Source organism: Sporolactobacillus sp. KGMB 08714 (assembly GCF_036598985.1).
In the GTDB taxonomy this organism is placed as follows: domain Bacteria; phylum Bacillota; class Bacilli; order Bacillales; family Sporolactobacillaceae; genus Sporolactobacillus.
Map to the genome: position 1 here is coordinate 15,625 of NZ_JAUUBW010000027.1, position 17,234 is coordinate 32,858.

Below are 17,234 nucleotides of genomic sequence, written 5' to 3' on the forward strand. Positions count from 1 at the left end.
TCTGTCTGATAAATCTGCCGCTTTCTTGACATTCATCTGGGTGAAAAGTATAGTTCATTTAAGAAAGGAATCATTTGGAATCGCTATTTAAGGAGGTTGCAGGGACTTTATGGCTGGAGAAAAGAAATCATTTTATTTAACGACGCCAATTTACTATCCGAGCGGAAGATTACATATCGGCCACGCGTATACAACGGTGGCCGGAGACGCCATGTGTCGCTACAAGAGACTGCGCGGCTATGACGTCATGTTTCTGGCCGGTACCGACGAACACGGTCAGAAAATTGAACAAAAGGCGGAAGAAAAAGGGACAACGCCGATCGCCTATGTCGATGAAGTCGTTGCCCAAATCAAACAACTGTGGAAGAAACTCGATATTTCCTATGACGATTTTATCCGCACGACACAGGAACGTCATACCAAGGTCGTGCAGAAAATCTTTCAGAAGCTGCTCGACCAGGGAGATATTTATCTCGGCGAATACGAAGGCTGGTACAGCATACCTGATGAAACCTACTATACCGAGTCGCAGCTCGTCGACATCGAGCGTAACGACAAAGGCGAGGTGATCAGCGGCAAAAGTCCGGACAGCGGACACAAGGTCGAGAAGGTCAAAGAAGAATGCTATTTCTTTAAGATGAGCAAATACGTCGACCGGCTGCTGAAATATTATGACGAGCACCCCGATTTTATTCAGCCGGAATCGCGCAAGAACGAGATGATTAATAACTTTATCAAGCCCGGTCTGGAAGACCTGGCTGTTTCGCGGACTTCGTTTTCCTGGGGCATCAAGGTGCCGAGCAATCCGAAACACGTCGTCTATGTCTGGCTGGATGCGCTGACCAACTACATCACGGCGCTCGGCTACGGATCGGAAGATGACAGTAAATTTAAAAAATATTGGCCGGCCGACGTTCATCTGGTCGGTAAGGAAATCGTTCGTTTCCATACGATTTACTGGCCGATCATCTTAATGGCACTCGGTTTGCCGCTGCCGAAAAAAGTGTTCGGACACGGCTGGCTGCTGATGAAAGACGGCAAAATGTCCAAGTCGAAGGGCAACGTTGTCGATCCCGAACCGCTGATCGACCGCTACGGACTGGACGCGCTGCGCTACTACTTGCTGCGCGAAGTGCCGTTCGGCGCCGACGGCGTGTGGACACCGGAATCGTTCATTGAGCGGATCAATTTCGATCTGGCCAATGATCTGGGCAACCTGCTGAACCGCACCGTCGCCATGGTTGAGCAATACTGCGACGGCCGCGTTCCCGCTTATCCCGGCCGGATAACGGCTTTTGACCGGCCGTTTGAAGAGGCGCTCACGAAAACTGTTTCCGTCGTCGAGGCACAGATGGAGAATCTCCAGTTTTCTGTTGCGCTGTCCGCCATCTGGAAACTGATCGGACAGGCGAATAAGTATGTTGACGATACACAGCCGTGGGTCCTGGTAAAGGATGAAGGGAAAAAGAAAGAACTGGCGTCTGTCCTGGCGCATCTGGTCAATGCGATCCGCTCGGTTTCCATTCTGATCCAGCCGTTTTTCACATCGACGCCGGAAAAAATTTTCCGTCAGCTCGGCGTGACAGATCCGGCCGACCGAACCTGGGATTCACTGTATGATTATACTGTCAATAATGGCGGCTGGACGGTTCACAAGGAAGATCCGCTTTTCCCCCGCCTTGACATTGAGAAAGAAGTCGACTACATTAAATCGCGGATGCGCGGAGCGGCGGAAACGAAGCTGAACGGGAATAAAGAAAAAAAATCAAAGGCTGCGGAAGAAATCGGATTGGACACTTTTGAAAAAATCGATTTGCGGGTCGCCGAAGTGCTCGAAGTCGAGAAGGTCAAAGGATCCGACAAATTGCTGAAACTGCAGCTTGATCTTGGCTACGAAAAGCGTCAGGTCGTTTCAGGAATCGCTGCTTATTATAAACTCGAAGAACTGATCGGGCAGAAAATCATTGTGATTGCCAATCTGAAATCGGTAAAATTGCGCGGTGAAATATCGCAGGGAATGCTGCTGGCCGGAGAAGCAAACGGCCGGCTGAAAGTAGCGACCGTTGCCGGGCAGCTGCCGAACGGGACAAAGATCCGTTAATCCTGAAATACACAAAGAAAGCCGGCGGGAAGAAATGTGCAGATGTCTACATGCATGGCTTCCCGCTTTTTGTACGGACACGTTTCCGGTGCTGTTCGGCATGACTTTTTCATAGAACAGGAGAGGTGCCTCATGTTATTTGATACGCACACGCACATCAACGACGATGTTTTTGACGGGGATTTTTCGGACGTTCTGCAGCGGGCGCGGGAAGCGGGAGTCGACAGGATGGTCGTTGTCGGCTGCGACCGGCCGCTGATCGGGAAAGTCTTTCCGATTCTCGATCACTATGACGGCCTGTATGGAGCAATCGGATGGAATCCGGAAGACGCCGTCGATATGACCGAGGAAGACTTCAGCCTGATTACGAGAAATTTAGACCATCCGAAGATTGTAGCGCTGGGCGAGATAGGACTCGATTATCATTGGGACAAGTCGCCGAAAACGGTGCAGCACGCCGTCTTTCGGCGACAGATCCGTCTGGCGGTTCAAAAGGGGCTGCCGCTGATCATCCACAACCGAGAGGCGACGGAAGATACAGAGCAGATACTGCGTGAGGAGCGTGCCGATACGGTCGGCGGCGTCATGCATTGTTACAGTGATGACTGGCCGTGGGCCCGAAAATTTATCGAACTGAACTTTTATATCAGTTTCGGCGGCCCGCTGACCTTCAAAAATGCCGGCCTTCAGCGGGAAACAGCGGCCAGGGTGCCGCTCGACCGCCTGCTGATTGAAACGGACTGCCCCTATCTCAGCCCGCAGCCGTTTCGCGGGAAGCGCAATGAGCCGGCAAGAGTCCGCCTGGTGGCGGAAAAATTGGCCGGGATTAAAGGCGTATCGCTGGCTGAGATCGCGGAAATTACCTCGGAAAATGCCGAGCGCTGTTTTCATATCGGCCGGTTTTCTCAAATAAACTGAGGGTAAGGTATAAAGCGGGGGAGTCAGGATATGATTGTCAAAGAAATTATTGTGGTGGAAGGGAAAAGCGATACAGAAGCCATCCGCCGGGCGCTCGAGGCCGATACGATTGAAACCAACGGGTCACGGGTCAGCCGGCAGACTATTGAGGCCATTCGCCGGGCGTGCGAGCGGCGCGGGGTGATTGTCTTTACCGATCCGGACTTCCCCGGGGAGCGGATCCGCAAAATCATCAGCCGGCAGGTACCCGGATGCAAGCATGCGTTTATTACCCGCAGTCAGGGCAGGGGAGCGTTAAATGAAAGCCTGGGCATTGAACATGCGTCGCCTGCGGTTATCCGCGAAGCTCTTTCCAAAGTCTACACGCAGTTTGAAAGTCCGGATGAACAGATTTCGATGCAGATGCTGAGAGATTACGGGCTGCTTGGCGGCGCCGAATCCCGCCGGCTCCGCGAGCAGCTGGGCGATCTGCTTAAAATCGGCTATACAAACGGTAAACAGTTATATAAAAGGCTGCGCATGTTCCGGATCACTCCGGAGGAACTGGATCGGGCCATGGCTGCCGTCAATAGAGGAGGATCCGCCGGTGAATAAACGCATCTCTTCGCCGAGAGTCATACTGGATGCCATTCGCCGGCATCAATTCGCCTTGAAAAAAAGCCTGGGCCAGAATTTTCTTGTCGACGAGAACATTTTGAGACATATTGTCGAAGCGGCAGAGCTGACAGAAAACAGCTATGTACTGGAAATCGGACCGGGTGCGGGGTCGCTGACCCGGTTCCTGGCCGAAAAAGCAAAAAAAGTGATCGCAATCGAAATCGATCGCCGGCTGGAGCCGATACTGAGGGAAACTTTGCAGGGCTATGAAAATGTCTCCGTACATTTCGGCGATGTGCTGAAAATCGATCTCGGAGGAATAATCGCTGAGGAGTGTCCTGAAGGGGCTCCGCTGACCGTTGTTGCGAATCTGCCTTATTATGTGACAACGCCGATTCTGATGAAACTGCTGACCGGCGGACTGCCTGTCCGGACAATTGTCGTCATGATTCAAAAAGAGGTCGCCAGCCGGCTGGAAGCCGGACCCGGCCAGAAAAGCTACGGATCCCTGTCGATTGCCGTGCAGTATACAGCCGATCCGAAGATCGTCATGACGGTGCCGAAAACTGTATTTGTTCCGCAGCCCAATGTCGATTCGGCCGTCATCAGGCTTGACGTACGTTCCGCAAAAAAAGTAAACGTGCAGGACGAGGCCTTTTTCTTCAGACTTGTCCGCGCCAGTTTTGCACAGCGCCGGAAGACCCTGATCAATAATCTGATAAACAATCTCTATTCCAAAGACAGAAAGGCGGAGCTTCTTTCCCTTCTTCATGCCCTCGGCATTGATCCGGAACGCCGCGGAGAAACGTTGTCGATTGCCGAATTTGCCCGGCTCAGCGATGCTTTGCAAAGGGATATAACTTAAAGTGGTTTTTTTCATCAAAATATTTTTTGCAGGAAACGGAATCGCTTCCTGTTTTTTTATTGAATCATTGCCGCCGCACATTCCGCGTTTCCGGAATTCCGGCGGGGGGGCTGTACGGCCGCTTTTTTGAAGGCGCATATCGGCTGTTTTCATAACATAAGATGATAGGGATGACCTTGATTTCGGACGCACGGTCTGTGGATGGGGAGAAGGGAGACGAACATGGCGATTCAGGTGGGGGATATCGTGGCCAGGGCGTCCTATCAGTTTGATCTGCCCTTTCGTGTGGTGATGATTCACTCTGAGACAGAAACGGCCGAACTGACGGGACATGACTTGCGGCTCTATGCAGATGCGCCGCTGGATGATTTGAAGGTGGTCACCGACCGCGATCAGGAGAGGTATGAACAAAAGACCCGTTCCAAGGAAGCGGAATCTTACCGGCTGTTCCGCCAGGATTATCAGCAGATGAAATTAAAAAGAGAGTATACGGCAACCAGCGGCTACCGGTCGGGGAATTCCTACTTCGAAATGCCCGGACGGGTCCTGCATCTTGACGGTGATCCGTATTATTTACGAAAGTGTCTGAATGTTTACGAAAAGCTGAATGTGCCCGTCATCGGGAAATACATGCTTGAGGAGGAAATGCCTGAACGCGTTCCCAAACTGGTTGCTCAGATTCGCCCGGATATTCTCGTTCTGACGGGTCATGACGCTTTTATGAAAAATAAGGGAAACCCGGAAGAGATCAAGGCTTATCGCCATTCCGGGCATTTTGTCCGGACGGTGAAGGAGGTCCGCTATCACTCTCCGGGCCTTGATCAGTTGATTATTTTTGCCGGTGCCTGCCAGTCGCATTTTGAATCGCTGATCCGTTCGGGCGCCAATTTTGCAAGTTCTCCGGACCGTGTCAACATTCATGCGCTCGACCCGGTTTATCTTGCTGCCAAGATCAGTTTTACCTCATTCATGGACAGCGTCAATGTGTGGGAAGTGCTTCGGAATACGCTGACCGGACCGGGCGGACTCGGCGGGGTGGAAAGCCGCGGCATGCTGCGGACGGGCCTGCCTTATCCGCCGGAATAGCCGATCCTGCTGCCTCGCCGTTGCCGATTTTTTCTAAAAAAAGCGACAGTTGAATTTTATTGCTCATTAAAGCGCATATTAGTAAAGGAAACAAAAAGGGTATTAAAGAAATCATCAAAAACATTGACAGTCATAACGATTTCTTGATATAATCAAAAATATTTTGACTTTTTGGCATCCATTGTGGTACACTTATAATTGAGCGAGGTGGATTGTCGAGATGGGAAAAACCATTAATGATATCAAAGGCGCTTTGGATGAACGCGTGGGCAAGCGCTTAACGCTTAAGGCAAGCGGAGGCAGGCGTAAAACCATTCAACGCATCGGCGTTTTGGAAGGGACTTATCCGTCTGTCTTTATCGTACGCCTGGATAAAGATTCGAACAACTACGACCGTGTATCCTACAGTTATACGGACGTGCTGACGGACTCGGTAGAGCTCACTTTTTTAGAGGAAATGGCAAGCGGGCAGTAAAGCCCTTCTTTGTCTTCGAAAAGCAATCGATGATCAACGGATGCGTGCACCCGCTTTTTTTGTTTCCCGGTTGATGGAGGCAAACGGGCGTACGTATTTCAAACAGACGCGTCCCTTTTTCATCCAGGCTGCCTGGGCGCATAGAAAAAGGACGGCCGGCACATCCTATTCCTGCTCGACCATTGGAAAGGAGCTGTACCGGTCATGGCCAGACGAAAGGGCATCATGTCTGAAGCGTTTAAAATAGAACTTGCCAAAGAGCTGGGGTTTTATGATACGGTGAAAAAAGAAGGATGGGGCGGCATCCGTGCCCGCGATGCGGGAAATATGGTACGGCGCGCCATTGAGAAAGCCGAACAGCAAATGACGGATCATGCTGATTAAGGCACGATGATTGAGCATGAAAAAAGGGGTTTTTGCCGAATAAAAGGCAGAACCCCTTTTTCTTACGGCCGGTTTCCGATATGATGAAAGATATAATAAGAAACGAGGGAAACGATTGAGAGTACTTGAAAAAGCGCCGGCAAAAATCAATTTGTCCCTGGATGTGCTCGGCAGGCGCGAGGACGGATATCACGAAGTCAGAATGGTGATGGCAACCATTGACCTGGCCGATCGGGTTGAATGCGAAAGCCTGGCGGAAGATGAAATCATTATCCGGGCGTCCGCTCCGTATGTACCCGAGGACGATCGAAACTTTGCGTATCAGGCCGCTAAACTGATTAAAGAGAAATATTCCATCCGCGCCGGAGTAAGGGTCTCCATAGATAAGCGGATCCCCGTCGCTGCCGGGCTTGCGGGCGGGAGCAGCGATGCGGCGGCAACGATTCGCGCCTTGAACAGGCTCTGGAAGATCGGCATGACTTATGAGTCGATGCTTGATATTGCCGGGAAAGTCGGATCGGATGTTGCCTTCTGTATCAAGGGCGGAACCGCACTGGCTACCGGAAGAGGCGAGAAGATCAGTCCGCTGCCGCCGCTGCCGCCGTGCTGGATTATTCTTGTAAAGCCGGATGTTTCCGTATCGACCGCCCAGATTTATCGTGAATGGGACGATCAGCCTGCACCTGCACTGCATCCGGATGTCGATGCCATGATTGCCGCCATTGCGCGCGGAGACTTTCTGGCGATCTGCCGTCTGCTGGGAAACACTCTCGAAGCCGTAACGATGAACAAAGTCGCCGAAATCGCCCGAATCAAAGCCCATATGAATCGGATCGGTGCGGAGGGCATCCTGATGAGCGGGAGCGGTCCGACCGTGTTCGGCCTGACGCAGCGTGAGTCGAAAATGCAGCGGCTGTTGAACGGAATGAAGGGTTATTGTCCGCAGGTTTATGCCGTGCGGCTGTGCCGGTCGGCCGAACTTGTCTAAATACGAATAATGGTGTAAAATTGCTTTGAATTATTCGTATTTGGAGGACTGTTATGAAACTGAAGCGAAGCAGCAGGCTGGTGGATATCACGGCGTTTCTGCTGCAGCATCCCCACCAGATTATTCCGCTGTCGTATTTTTCAGATCGGTATGAATCTGCGAAATCCTCAATCAGTGAAGATCTGGCCATTATAAAAGATAATTTTGAATCTTTAGGGGCCGGCCGGCTGCAGACGCTTGCCGGTGCGACGGGCGGCGTCAGTTATATGCCCTGTATGGGCCGCCCGGAAGCGGAACAATTGCTCGAAAGGCTGAAAGGACAAATGGCACAGACGGATCGCCTGCTCCCGGGCGGCTATCTGTATATGACGGATATTCTCGGCAGACCGGAATATGTCAATGCGATCGGACGGTTGATTGCTTCTGTTTACATAGACGAAAAAATCGATGCGATCATGACGATGGAGACAAAAGGCATTCCGCTGGCCTATGCCGTCGCCTCCCAGCGCAGCGTTCCGGTTGTCGTCGTACGCCGGACGAGCAAGGTCACCGAGGGGTCGACGGTCAGCATCAATTACATTTCGGGTTCGTCTAAAAGAATTCAGACAATGGTGCTGCCGCGGCGCAGTTTAAAAGAAAACGCGCGCGTGCTGATTGTCGATGATTTTATGAAAGCGGGCGGAACGATGAAGGGGATGATGAACCTTTCCCGGGAATTTGGTGCAGTCGTCGTTGGAATGGCTGTGTTTGTCGAGAGGAAAGATGAGCGGCATAAATTGGTGAGCCATTATACATCGTTATTAAAGCTCTCCATTACCGAAACAGAGAACAATCTGAAAATCGAAGACGGCAATGTCATGGAGCAGCTTGCATCCTGTTCCGATTGAAAAGTTGCATCTCTTTGAAAAAACGTCGGGGGCTGTCTCAAAAACCTTCTGAACGGAAAAGCAGACGGAACTGAAAAACAGGACTGACCGCATAGGCAAAGCATATTTCGAAAAAGCCGGCTCCTTTAATTTTCGTAATTTGTCCGACAAAAGTTTAAAATGCTTGATTCTTTTCTGACTTTTGCAGGATTTCACTCTTTTGTGTTGAAACATGTATTAAGAGTTTCGCATTCATGGAAAAAGGGTGGTGTCTGAACAATGGAAATTACAGATGTCAGATTGCGGCTTGTCAATACGGACGGGCGTATGAAAGCCATTGCTTCAATCACGTTAGACAAAGAATTTGTCGTACATGACATTCGTGTGATTGACGGAAACAACGGCATGTTCGTCGCCATGCCGAGCAAAAGAACACCGGACGGAGAGTTTCGCGATATTGCTCACCCGATTACATCAGGCACACGTGAAAAAATCCAGACCGCCGTTCTGAACGAATATCAGCATGCCTGTGCGGAGGATCCTTCTTTTGAGCAAGCCGGCGCTTCATGAAAGTAAGAACAGAGATTCAAAGGAACCTTCGGCAAGCGGTTCCTTTTTTATTTCCGCCGACAGGGGAACCGTGCGGCGGCGCGCCTTAAGTTTCGGCCGGGCACTCTTGAAAAAGGGCTGTTTTTAAGCTATAGTCTAAACGGGATGAAAAGGTTCAATGGAGAGGTATGGGGGTTTATCATGTCAAATCGCTATGCGATCATTTTAGCTGCCGGCCAGGGTACGAGAATGAAATCGAAACTTTACAAGGTTTTACATCAGGTATGCGGAAAACCGATGATCAGGCATGTTGTCGATGAAGCCGGCCAGGCGCAGTTTTCGAAAATATACGTGATTGTCGGCCACGGAGCCGACGCCGTCCGGACCTGTATCGGAACGGATGCCGAATGCCTTCTTCAACAGCGGCAGCTGGGGACGGCGCATGCGGTCCGCCAGGCTGCGGACCGGCTTGCCGGGCTTGACGGAACGACGGTAGTGCTTTATGGAGATACACCGCTGATTACCCATGAAACCATTAAAAAACTGATCGATTTTCAGGAACAGAATCAGGCGGCGGCAGCTGTTTTAACGGCCAGAACCGGGGATCCGTCCGGGTACGGGCGAATTATCCGGAACGGCTCAGGGAACCTTGCCCGGATTGTCGAGGATAAGGATGCGACCCCCGAAGAAAAGAAGATACTGGAAATTAATACCGGAATTTATAGTTTTGATAATCGTAAATTGTTTTCTTTGCTTGATAAGGTCGAAAACCATAATGCACAAGGCGAGTATTATCTTCCCGACGTGATCGGGCTTCTCGTTCAGGCATCTGAGAAGGTGCTCGCCTATCAGACGGAACACTTTGAAGAAACGGTCGGCGTCAACGACCGGCTGCAGCTGGCCTCTGCCGAAAAATACATGCGTGAGCGCATTAACCGCCATCATATGAAAGAAGGCGTGACGCTGGTCGATCCGGAGAATACGTATTTGTCGGCGGACTGCACGATCGGTGCCGACACGATCATTTATCCCGGGACCGTCATTTCAGGAGAGACACATATTGGCGGCGGCTGCGTGATCGGTCCCCATACCCGGATCAGTAACTGCGAGATTGGAGAGGAGACGGTTGTCGAACAGTCGGTCCTTGAAGACAGCTGGGTCGGCAGCCATGTACAGATCGGGCCGTTTGCCCATATCCGGCCGCTCTCGAAGATCCATAATCAGGTGAAAGTCGGCAATTTTGTCGAGGTAAAAAAATCGGAGATCGGGGAGGGCAGCAAAGCCTCCCATCTAACCTACGTTGGGGACGCTGTCCTTGGTAAGGATGTCAATATGGGCTGCGGGACAATCACAGTGAATTACGATGGGAAAAATAAATTTACGACACATATCGGGGACGGAGCTTTTATCGGATGCAACGCCAATCTGGTGGCGCCGGTGACGATCGGCGATGGGGCCTTTGTGGCTGCCGGATCGACAATTACCGAATCGGTAAATGGGAACGCACTCGCTATCGCGCGATCGCGGCAGATAAACAAAGAAAATTATGCCTTAAAGTTAAATTACAGGGCGAATAAATAACTGGAGGGAACCATTAGAATGGTCAGCTATCTTGATCCGAATCTAAAAGTATTCAGCCTCAATTCCAACCCCGAGCTGTCGAAACAGATCGCCGAACATATCGGTATCCAGCTTGGTAAATGCCTGGTCTCATCATTCAGCGACGGCGAGATTCAGATCAGCATTGAAGAAAGCATCCGCGGCAGCGAAGTCTATGTTATCCAGTCGACAAGCTATCCGGTCAACAAGCATTTGATGGAACTGCTGATTATGATCGACGCCCTGAAAAGGGCTTCAGCCAAGACGATCAATGTTGTCATTCCTTATTACGGTTATGCGCGGCAGGACAGAAAGGCGCGGTCAAGAGAACCGATTACGGCTAAACTGGTCGCCAATCTGCTTGAAACTGCCGGTGCGTCGAGAATTCTGACGATGGATCTTCACGCGCCTCAGATTCAGGGATTTTTTGATATCCCTGTAGACCAGCTGCTGAGTGTGCCGATTCTCTCCGAGTATTTTTTAAGTAAGAAACTGAAGGATGTCGTTGTTGTTTCTCCGGATCACGGAGGTGTGACACGGGCCAGGAAAATGGCCGATCGCCTGAAGGCGCCGATCGCGATCATTGATAAGCGGCGGCCGCGTCCGAATGTTTCGGAAGTCATGAACATCATCGGCGATATCGAAGGGAAAACGGCCATCATTATTGATGACATTATTGACACGGCGGGGACGATTACGCTGGCGGCCAACGCACTGGTTGAGCGCGGCGCAAAAAAGGTGTATGCTTGCTGTACGCATCCTGTTTTATCGGGACCGGCCATAGACCGGATCCAGGCTTCGGCAATCAGCGAGCTTGTCGTCACCAATACCATTCCGCTGCCTGAACACAAAAAAATCGATAAAGTTGTCCAGCTGTCCGTCGCTCCGCTTGTGGGCGAAGCGATCATTCGCATTCATGAAAAGCTGTCCGTAAGCAGCCTGTTTAATTAAAACGGCGGACAGGCTGTCAGAGCCGATAAATTTGTTCGAATAAAAATAGCAGGATGAAAAAAGAAAAAGATCATTTTTAGAAGGAAGTGCTGAACATGGCAACACTCAATGCGGTAGTCCGCGATGATTCGAAAAAATCGATTGCTAAAACGCTCAGAAAAGAAGGAAAGATACCGTCTGTTGTTTATGGACAAACGGTAGGCAATGAATCGATAACAGTGAACGCCGGAGAAGTAGATAAACTTTTCCACAATGAAGGCAGAAATGCGATTATTACACTGAACATCGACAACAAGAAAAAATACACGGTGATGGCTCATGAACTGCAGTTTAATAATCTGAAGGGTACAATCCAGCACATTGATTTTCTTGAAATCAATGTGAACGAGGAACTGGATGCTGTTGTTCCTGTTGTTCTCCAAGGGACCGAAAAGGTTGAGGAGCTCAGGGCGGTCGTTAACCATCAGCTGAGTGAACTGACGGTGCGTGCCCTGCCGAAAGATTTGCCAAGTTCGATTGAAATCGATGTTTCTGAACTTGCCGTCGGAGAAAGTATCCGGATCAGCGATATTAAGACAGAGAACGGCTATACGATTCTCGGCGATCCTGAAGAAGTGATTGTTTCGGTTTCTTACGGCGGAAAGAATGAAGAGGCAGAAGAAACGGAAGAACCGCCTGCAGCTGAAGGCGCTCAGACCCCGGAGCAACCGGGAGAATAAGTCAGTTTTGGTGCAGCATCAAGCCGGGCGTAACGACTGCGTTACGCCTTTTTTTCTATCATGAGGAAAAAGCGTTATCGTATAGAAAACGGCGTTCGGGTTTTTCTTTAATACCGTCCAGCGGTACAGGCACAAGCCGTCTGCGGGGACGGGAAAGTGAGGAAGCATTTGTGAAGATCATCGTCGGACTGGGCAATCCCGGTTCTGAATATGCGCATACAAGGCATAACATAGGTTTTGAAGTCATCGATGTCCTTGCGGAGCGCTACCATATTGTTTTATCAAGAAACCGGTTCAAAGCTTTATTCGGCAAAGGAGTCATCGGCGGTGAAGAAGTTCTGCTTATGAAGCCGCTTACGTTTATGAATGCATCCGGAGAGGCGGTCGGACCGCTGCTCCGTTATTATAAGCTGTCGACCGGCGATCTGCTTGTGATTCATGATGATCTGGATCTTCCGGTCGGTAAAATCCGCCTGAGGCAGAAAGGAAGCGCGGGAGGACATAACGGTCTGAAGTCGCTGATCCACCATCTCAATACTCAGGAATTCGACAGGATAAAAGTGGGCATCGGCCATCCCCAGGGATCGCATCAGGCGGTCATTCATTATGTTTTGAACGGCTTTTCGGGCGAAGAAGCCGTGTTGATCGGCACCGCGATCGACCAGGCTTCCAGAGCAGCCGCCGAGTGGGTCACGGTACCCTTTCCGCAGGTCATGAATAAGTATAATGCGAATAAGTGACGGTATGGGCGGGAATGATGTTTTTGAGCTGTTTTCATGAAAGCGTTCAGCTGAAAGAATCGATAAGAGCTTTGGCAGACTGCCAAAGCGTTTTTCGGGTTGATGAAAGTGGGGGTTGCCAATGTATGGCTTAAGTACGTTTTATAAGCAAAGAATTGATGAGCTTCGGACCGTTCTGACCGGATATGAAAGCGGCATGACCCAGCAGCTTGTTTCCGGTCTTTCTGGCGGCGCCAAATCTCTTTGGATCGCCGCGCTTTATCGGGAAAGATCGGAAACGGCGGTTGTCGTGACTCATAATCTGTATCAGGGACAGAAGCTTTTCAATGATTTGGAAGAATTGATAGATTCCGAGGAGCTCTATCTTTATCCGACCAATGATCTGATCGCCTCGGATCTTGCCGTTGCGAGCCCCGAACTGCTTAGTCAGCGTATCGATGCTCTCAACCGTTTGGCGCGGGATAAAAAATGCCTGATCATCGTCCCTGTTGCCGGACTGAAGCGTCTGCTCCCGCCTCTTTACCTGTGGAAGGCGAGCCTCATTCATCTTGAAAACGGAAGACGGCTTGATCTTGAGGCGTTTGTTAAGAAACTGACGGCGATCGGCTATGAACGCGAATCGATGGTGAACGGCCCCGGGCAGTTCAGTCTGCGCGGCGGTATTATCGATATTTTTCCGCTGACAGAAGAGCATCCGCTTCGGGTTGAGCTCTTTGACGATGAAGTGGATTCCATCCGCTTTTTCGACAGTGAAACGCAGCGATCTCTGGACAAAGTAACGAACGGCCTGGTGATCGGACCTGCACGCGAACTGCTGCTTTATGACGAGGCGTTTGACCGCGCCGCGGAAAAACTGGAAAAAGCACTGAGGACGACGCTGGAAAAAACGAAAAATGAACAGGTTAAAGACCTGCTCGGCGACCGGATCGAATCGGACATTGAAGCCCTGCAGCAGCACGGCATCTTTCAGGATATAGCGAAGTATACGGCTCTTTTTTATGAGCAGCGGACGACAATCGTCGACTATCTTCCGCAGAAAGCGTTAATCGTGCTGGATGAAATCAGCAGGGTTCAGGAAATGACGGAGCAGCTGGACAGGGAAGAGGCCGAATGGCAGGTGTCTATGCTGCAAAGAGGCGAAATGGTCAGGGATGTGCCGCTGACGGTGGAGTGGCCGGAACTTGTGGAGCACATTCGCCAGCCGATTCTTCTCCTTTCGCTGTTTTTGCGTTATCACGGCCAGTTTCAACCGCAGAATGTGATCAATATGACGTGCCGGTCGATGCAGAATTTCCACGGCCAGATCCATTTGCTGAAATCGGAAATCGATCGGTGGAGGAAGAGCGATTATGCCATTGTTTTTCTAGCGTCGGATAAAGAAAGGGCGGGGCGCCTTGATCAGGTGCTTTCGGATTACGGCATTCATGCGGAAACGGTGGATCAGAAAACGATGCCGGCGGCCCGGACGATCCAGATCACGGTGGGCCGGATGGATAACGGATTTGAGATGCCGCTAAAGAAACTGGCCGTCATCACGGAGAAAGAGGTATTCACGAAAAAAACGGCCAAAACGCCCAGAAAGGGCCGGAAGCTGTCCAATGCGGAGCGTCTGAAAAATTATAATGAATTGAAAATCGGCGATTATGTCGTCCACGTCGATCACGGCATCGGCCGCTATGCCGGCATCGAAACACTTGATGTCAACGGTATTCATAAAGACTATTTACAAATTATCTATAAAGGAAACGACAAACTTTATGTACCGGTTGAGCACATCGATCAAGTACAGAAGTACGTCGGTTCGGAAGGCAAAGAACCGAAGATTTATTCGCTGGGAGGCAGCGAGTGGAAAAAAGTTAAAAGCAAAGCCCGATCTTCGATTCAGGATATCGCCGATGATTTGATTAAACTGTATGCACAGCGGGAGGCCAGCAAAGGTCATGCCTTTGCCAAAGACGGGGCTGCACAGCGGGAATTTGAGTCGGCCTTCCCGTATCAGGAAACGGCCGATCAGCTTCAGGCGATTGAGGAAATCAAAAAGGACATGGAAAGTGAAAAACCGATGGACCGGCTGCTTTGCGGCGATGTCGGTTACGGGAAGACCGAGGTTGCGCTGCGTGCGGCTTTTAAAGCGATCGCGGACGGGAAGCAGGTTGCGTTTCTTGTACCCACCACGATTCTGGCTCAGCAGCATTTTGAAACCACACGGGAGCGGTTTGAAGAATTTCCCGTTACGATCGGGCTGCTCAGCCGCTTCCGTTCGCACAAGGAGCAGTCGGAGACGCTGAAAGGGCTGAAAGCCGGGACGGTTGATTTTGTCATCGGCACACATCGATTATTATCGAAAGACGTGCAATTTAAAGATCTCGGCCTTCTGATTGTCGATGAGGAGCAGCGCTTCGGGGTTTCGCATAAGGAGAAGATCAAACGTCTGAAGGCGAATATCGACGTGCTGACCCTGACAGCGACGCCGATTCCGCGGACGCTGCACATGTCGATGCTCGGCGTACGCGATCTGTCGATTATAGAAACACCGCCGGAAAATCGCTTCCCTGTACAGACCTATGTGACGGAGTACAACTACACCCTGATCCGCGAGGCGATTGAACGCGAGATGGCGCGCGGCGGACAGGTCTATTTTCTTTATAACCGTGTCGATACAATTCAGAGGATGGCCGAAATGATTTCTCGTCTTGTTCCGGATGCGGCGGTGACCTATGCCCACGGACAGATGAAGGAATCCGAGCTGGAGTCTTCCATGATTGATTTTCTCGAAGGGACCGACGACGTACTGGTCAGTACAACGATCATTGAGACGGGGGTGGATATTCCGAATGTCAACACCCTGATCGTTTATGACGCCGATAAAATGGGCCTTGCCCAGCTTTACCAGCTGCGCGGGCGTGTCGGCCGTTCCAACCGGGTCGCCTATGCTTATTTTACTTACCAGCGCGACAAAATTATGAATGAGGTCGCAGAGAAACGGCTTCAGGCCATTAAAGAATTCACAGAGCTCGGATCGGGATTCAAGATTGCCATGCGCGATCTGTCGATCCGGGGCGCCGGGAATCTGCTGGGCGCTCAGCAGCACGGTTTCATCGACTCGGTCGGGTTCGATCTTTATTCGCGGATGCTGCAGGATGCCGTTGCCGAGCGCAGGAGCGAAGCAAGGGAACCGGAGGCGCCGCCCAGAGTGTCGATTGAAATGGACATCGACGCCTATATTCCCGATACTTATATTCAGGATTCGCTACAGAAAATCGATATGTATAAACGATTTAAGACGGCGGAAACCATGCGGGACATTGAAGAACTCGAAGAAGAAATGATCGATCGCTTCGGACAATATCCGCGTGAAGTGGCCGATCTGTTCAGAATAGCCGAACTGCGCGTGATGGCGGATAAATTGATGGTTGAGGAAATTAAGCAGAAAGATGCCGATCTGACCATTATTTTTTCAGAAAGAGGCTGGAAGACGCTGAACCGTGAAGCACTTTTTAAAGCAATCAGCCGCATGGGCCCGGGCGTCGGTCTGGGATCTGCGGGCAAGAAAATGAAAGTCACAGTCAAACGTGACCGAAGAACGGCCGGACCGATGATCGGCGAAGCCACCGATTTACTGAAGGGCGTTTATCAACTGCGGGCGGCATCGGAAAAAGCAGGTTAAATTGGACGGAATATGCATAGTTTAGGCGAGGGCGCAGATAATAACACACAAGGAATAGATGATTTTTAACGGAAAGTGAGGACATCCTTGTATGAAAGCAACCGGCATTGTCCGCCGAATCGATGACCTGGGGCGAGTGGTTATTCCCAAAGAAATCCGCCGCACGCTGCGCATTCGAGAAGGGGATCCTTTAGAAATTTTTGTGGATCATGACGGCGAAGTGATCCTAAAGAAATATTCGCCGATGAGTGAACTGGGTGATTTTGCCAAGGAGTATGCAGAATCTCTTGCCGAAAACTCGGGCAAGCTGACGATAATCAGCGATCGTGATGCCGTGATTGCAGTTGCAGGCGGTGCAAAGAGGGATTATCTTGATAAAAGAATCCTGTCCGTGCCTGAGAGAGCTATGGAACTTCGCCAGACAATTCTGGAACAGAACAAAGGGGAGCCGCTGATGGAAGGGCGTGAGGATCCGACGGGCCCTTACGTTGTTGCGCCGATTATCGCTGGCGGCGATCCCATCGGCACGGTGATGCTGATTGCCAAAGAAAAAACGTCTTTAGGCAATGTAGAAGTGAAACTCGCTGAAACGGCTGCCGGTTTTCTCGGGCGCCAGATGGAACATTAAGGAACAGGCTGAAAACATGCAGAAAGAGAGGCGGGCGTCTGTCTCTCTTTTACTGTGTCTTCAGAACCGATTCTATCTAAAACAATACATTTTGCCGTCGA

16 protein-coding genes are annotated in these 17,234 nt (G+C 50.8%); all 16 read left to right on the forward strand.

The features are described from left to right. The first annotated feature begins 109 nt into the window (after nt 1-109). The 16 genes from metG to spoVT all read left to right on the forward strand — a co-directional run bounded on the left by metG (nt 110) and on the right by spoVT (nt 17,133). Complete coding sequence (metG, locus tag Q6A92_RS12750) at nt 110-2,101, forward strand: methionine--tRNA ligase (RefSeq protein ID WP_332238350.1); 1,992 nt, start codon at nt 110-112, stop codon at nt 2,099-2,101. Between the two features lie 132 nt (nt 2,102-2,233). Next, a complete protein-coding gene (locus Q6A92_RS12755; protein WP_274402007.1) occupies nt 2,234-3,019 on the forward strand; it encodes a TatD family hydrolase in 786 nt (261 codons plus the stop codon). A gap of 30 nt (nt 3,020-3,049) precedes the next feature. After that, nucleotides 3,050-3,613 carry a ribonuclease M5 gene (gene rnmV, locus Q6A92_RS12760; RefSeq protein ID WP_274402008.1) on the forward strand — a complete coding sequence of 188 codons (564 nt, stop codon included), beginning with the start codon at nt 3,050-3,052 and terminating at the stop codon, nt 3,611-3,613. Beyond that, complete coding sequence (gene rsmA / locus Q6A92_RS12765) at nt 3,606-4,481, forward strand: 16S rRNA (adenine(1518)-N(6)/adenine(1519)-N(6))-dimethyltransferase RsmA (RefSeq protein ID WP_274402009.1); 876 nt, start codon at nt 3,606-3,608, stop codon at nt 4,479-4,481. The genes rnmV and rsmA overlap by 8 nt, the downstream gene beginning before the upstream one ends. 222 nt (nt 4,482-4,703) lie before the next feature. Then, nucleotides 4,704-5,567 carry a sporulation peptidase YabG gene (gene yabG / locus Q6A92_RS12770; RefSeq protein ID WP_274402010.1) on the forward strand — a complete coding sequence of 288 codons (864 nt, stop codon included), beginning with the start codon at nt 4,704-4,706 and terminating at the stop codon, nt 5,565-5,567. Between the two features lie 220 nt (nt 5,568-5,787). Further along, nucleotides 5,788-6,042 (forward strand): Veg family protein, encoded by a 255-nt coding sequence (locus Q6A92_RS12775; RefSeq protein WP_274402011.1) that lies wholly within the window; start codon nt 5,788-5,790, stop codon nt 6,040-6,042. Nucleotides 6,043-6,246: 204 nt separating this feature from the next. After that, entirely contained in the window at nt 6,247-6,426 is a 180-nt protein-coding gene (locus tag Q6A92_RS12780) for a small, acid-soluble spore protein, alpha/beta type (RefSeq protein WP_274402012.1), read from the forward strand. A 115-nt stretch (nt 6,427-6,541) separates the two neighbouring features. After that, complete coding sequence (gene ispE, locus Q6A92_RS12785) at nt 6,542-7,414, forward strand: 4-(cytidine 5'-diphospho)-2-C-methyl-D-erythritol kinase (protein WP_332238351.1); 873 nt, start codon at nt 6,542-6,544, stop codon at nt 7,412-7,414. A gap of 53 nt (nt 7,415-7,467) precedes the next feature. Continuing rightward, nucleotides 7,468-8,301, forward strand: a complete 834-nt coding sequence (gene purR, locus Q6A92_RS12790; protein WP_274402014.1) for a pur operon repressor — start codon at nt 7,468-7,470, stop codon at nt 8,299-8,301. A 258-nt stretch (nt 8,302-8,559) separates the two neighbouring features. Then, the gene (gene spoVG / locus Q6A92_RS12795) at nt 8,560-8,850 is read left to right on the forward strand and encodes a septation regulator SpoVG (RefSeq protein ID WP_274402015.1); all 291 of its coding nucleotides are present in this window, start codon (nt 8,560-8,562) and stop codon (nt 8,848-8,850) included. Between the two features lie 180 nt (nt 8,851-9,030). After that, a complete protein-coding gene (gene glmU / locus Q6A92_RS12800; protein ID WP_332238352.1) occupies nt 9,031-10,410 on the forward strand; it encodes a bifunctional UDP-N-acetylglucosamine diphosphorylase/glucosamine-1-phosphate N-acetyltransferase GlmU in 1,380 nt (459 codons plus the stop codon). Between the two features lie 18 nt (nt 10,411-10,428). Beyond that, nucleotides 10,429-11,379, forward strand: a complete 951-nt coding sequence (locus Q6A92_RS12805) for a ribose-phosphate diphosphokinase (protein ID WP_274402017.1) — start codon at nt 10,429-10,431, stop codon at nt 11,377-11,379. A gap of 95 nt (nt 11,380-11,474) precedes the next feature. Then, nucleotides 11,475-12,098, forward strand: coding sequence for a 50S ribosomal protein L25 (locus Q6A92_RS12810; protein ID WP_332238353.1), 624 nt, complete (start codon nt 11,475-11,477; stop codon nt 12,096-12,098). Nucleotides 12,099-12,268: 170 nt separating this feature from the next. Continuing rightward, entirely contained in the window at nt 12,269-12,838 is a 570-nt protein-coding gene (pth, locus tag Q6A92_RS12815; RefSeq protein ID WP_332238354.1) for an aminoacyl-tRNA hydrolase, read from the forward strand. Nucleotides 12,839-12,959: 121 nt separating this feature from the next. Further along, a complete protein-coding gene (gene mfd, locus Q6A92_RS12820; protein ID WP_332238355.1) occupies nt 12,960-16,505 on the forward strand; it encodes a transcription-repair coupling factor in 3,546 nt (1,181 codons plus the stop codon). Nucleotides 16,506-16,596: 91 nt separating this feature from the next. Continuing rightward, nucleotides 16,597-17,133 (forward strand): stage V sporulation protein T, encoded by a 537-nt coding sequence (spoVT, locus tag Q6A92_RS12825; protein WP_274402021.1) that lies wholly within the window; start codon nt 16,597-16,599, stop codon nt 17,131-17,133. Nucleotides 17,134-17,234 lie beyond the last annotated feature (101 nt).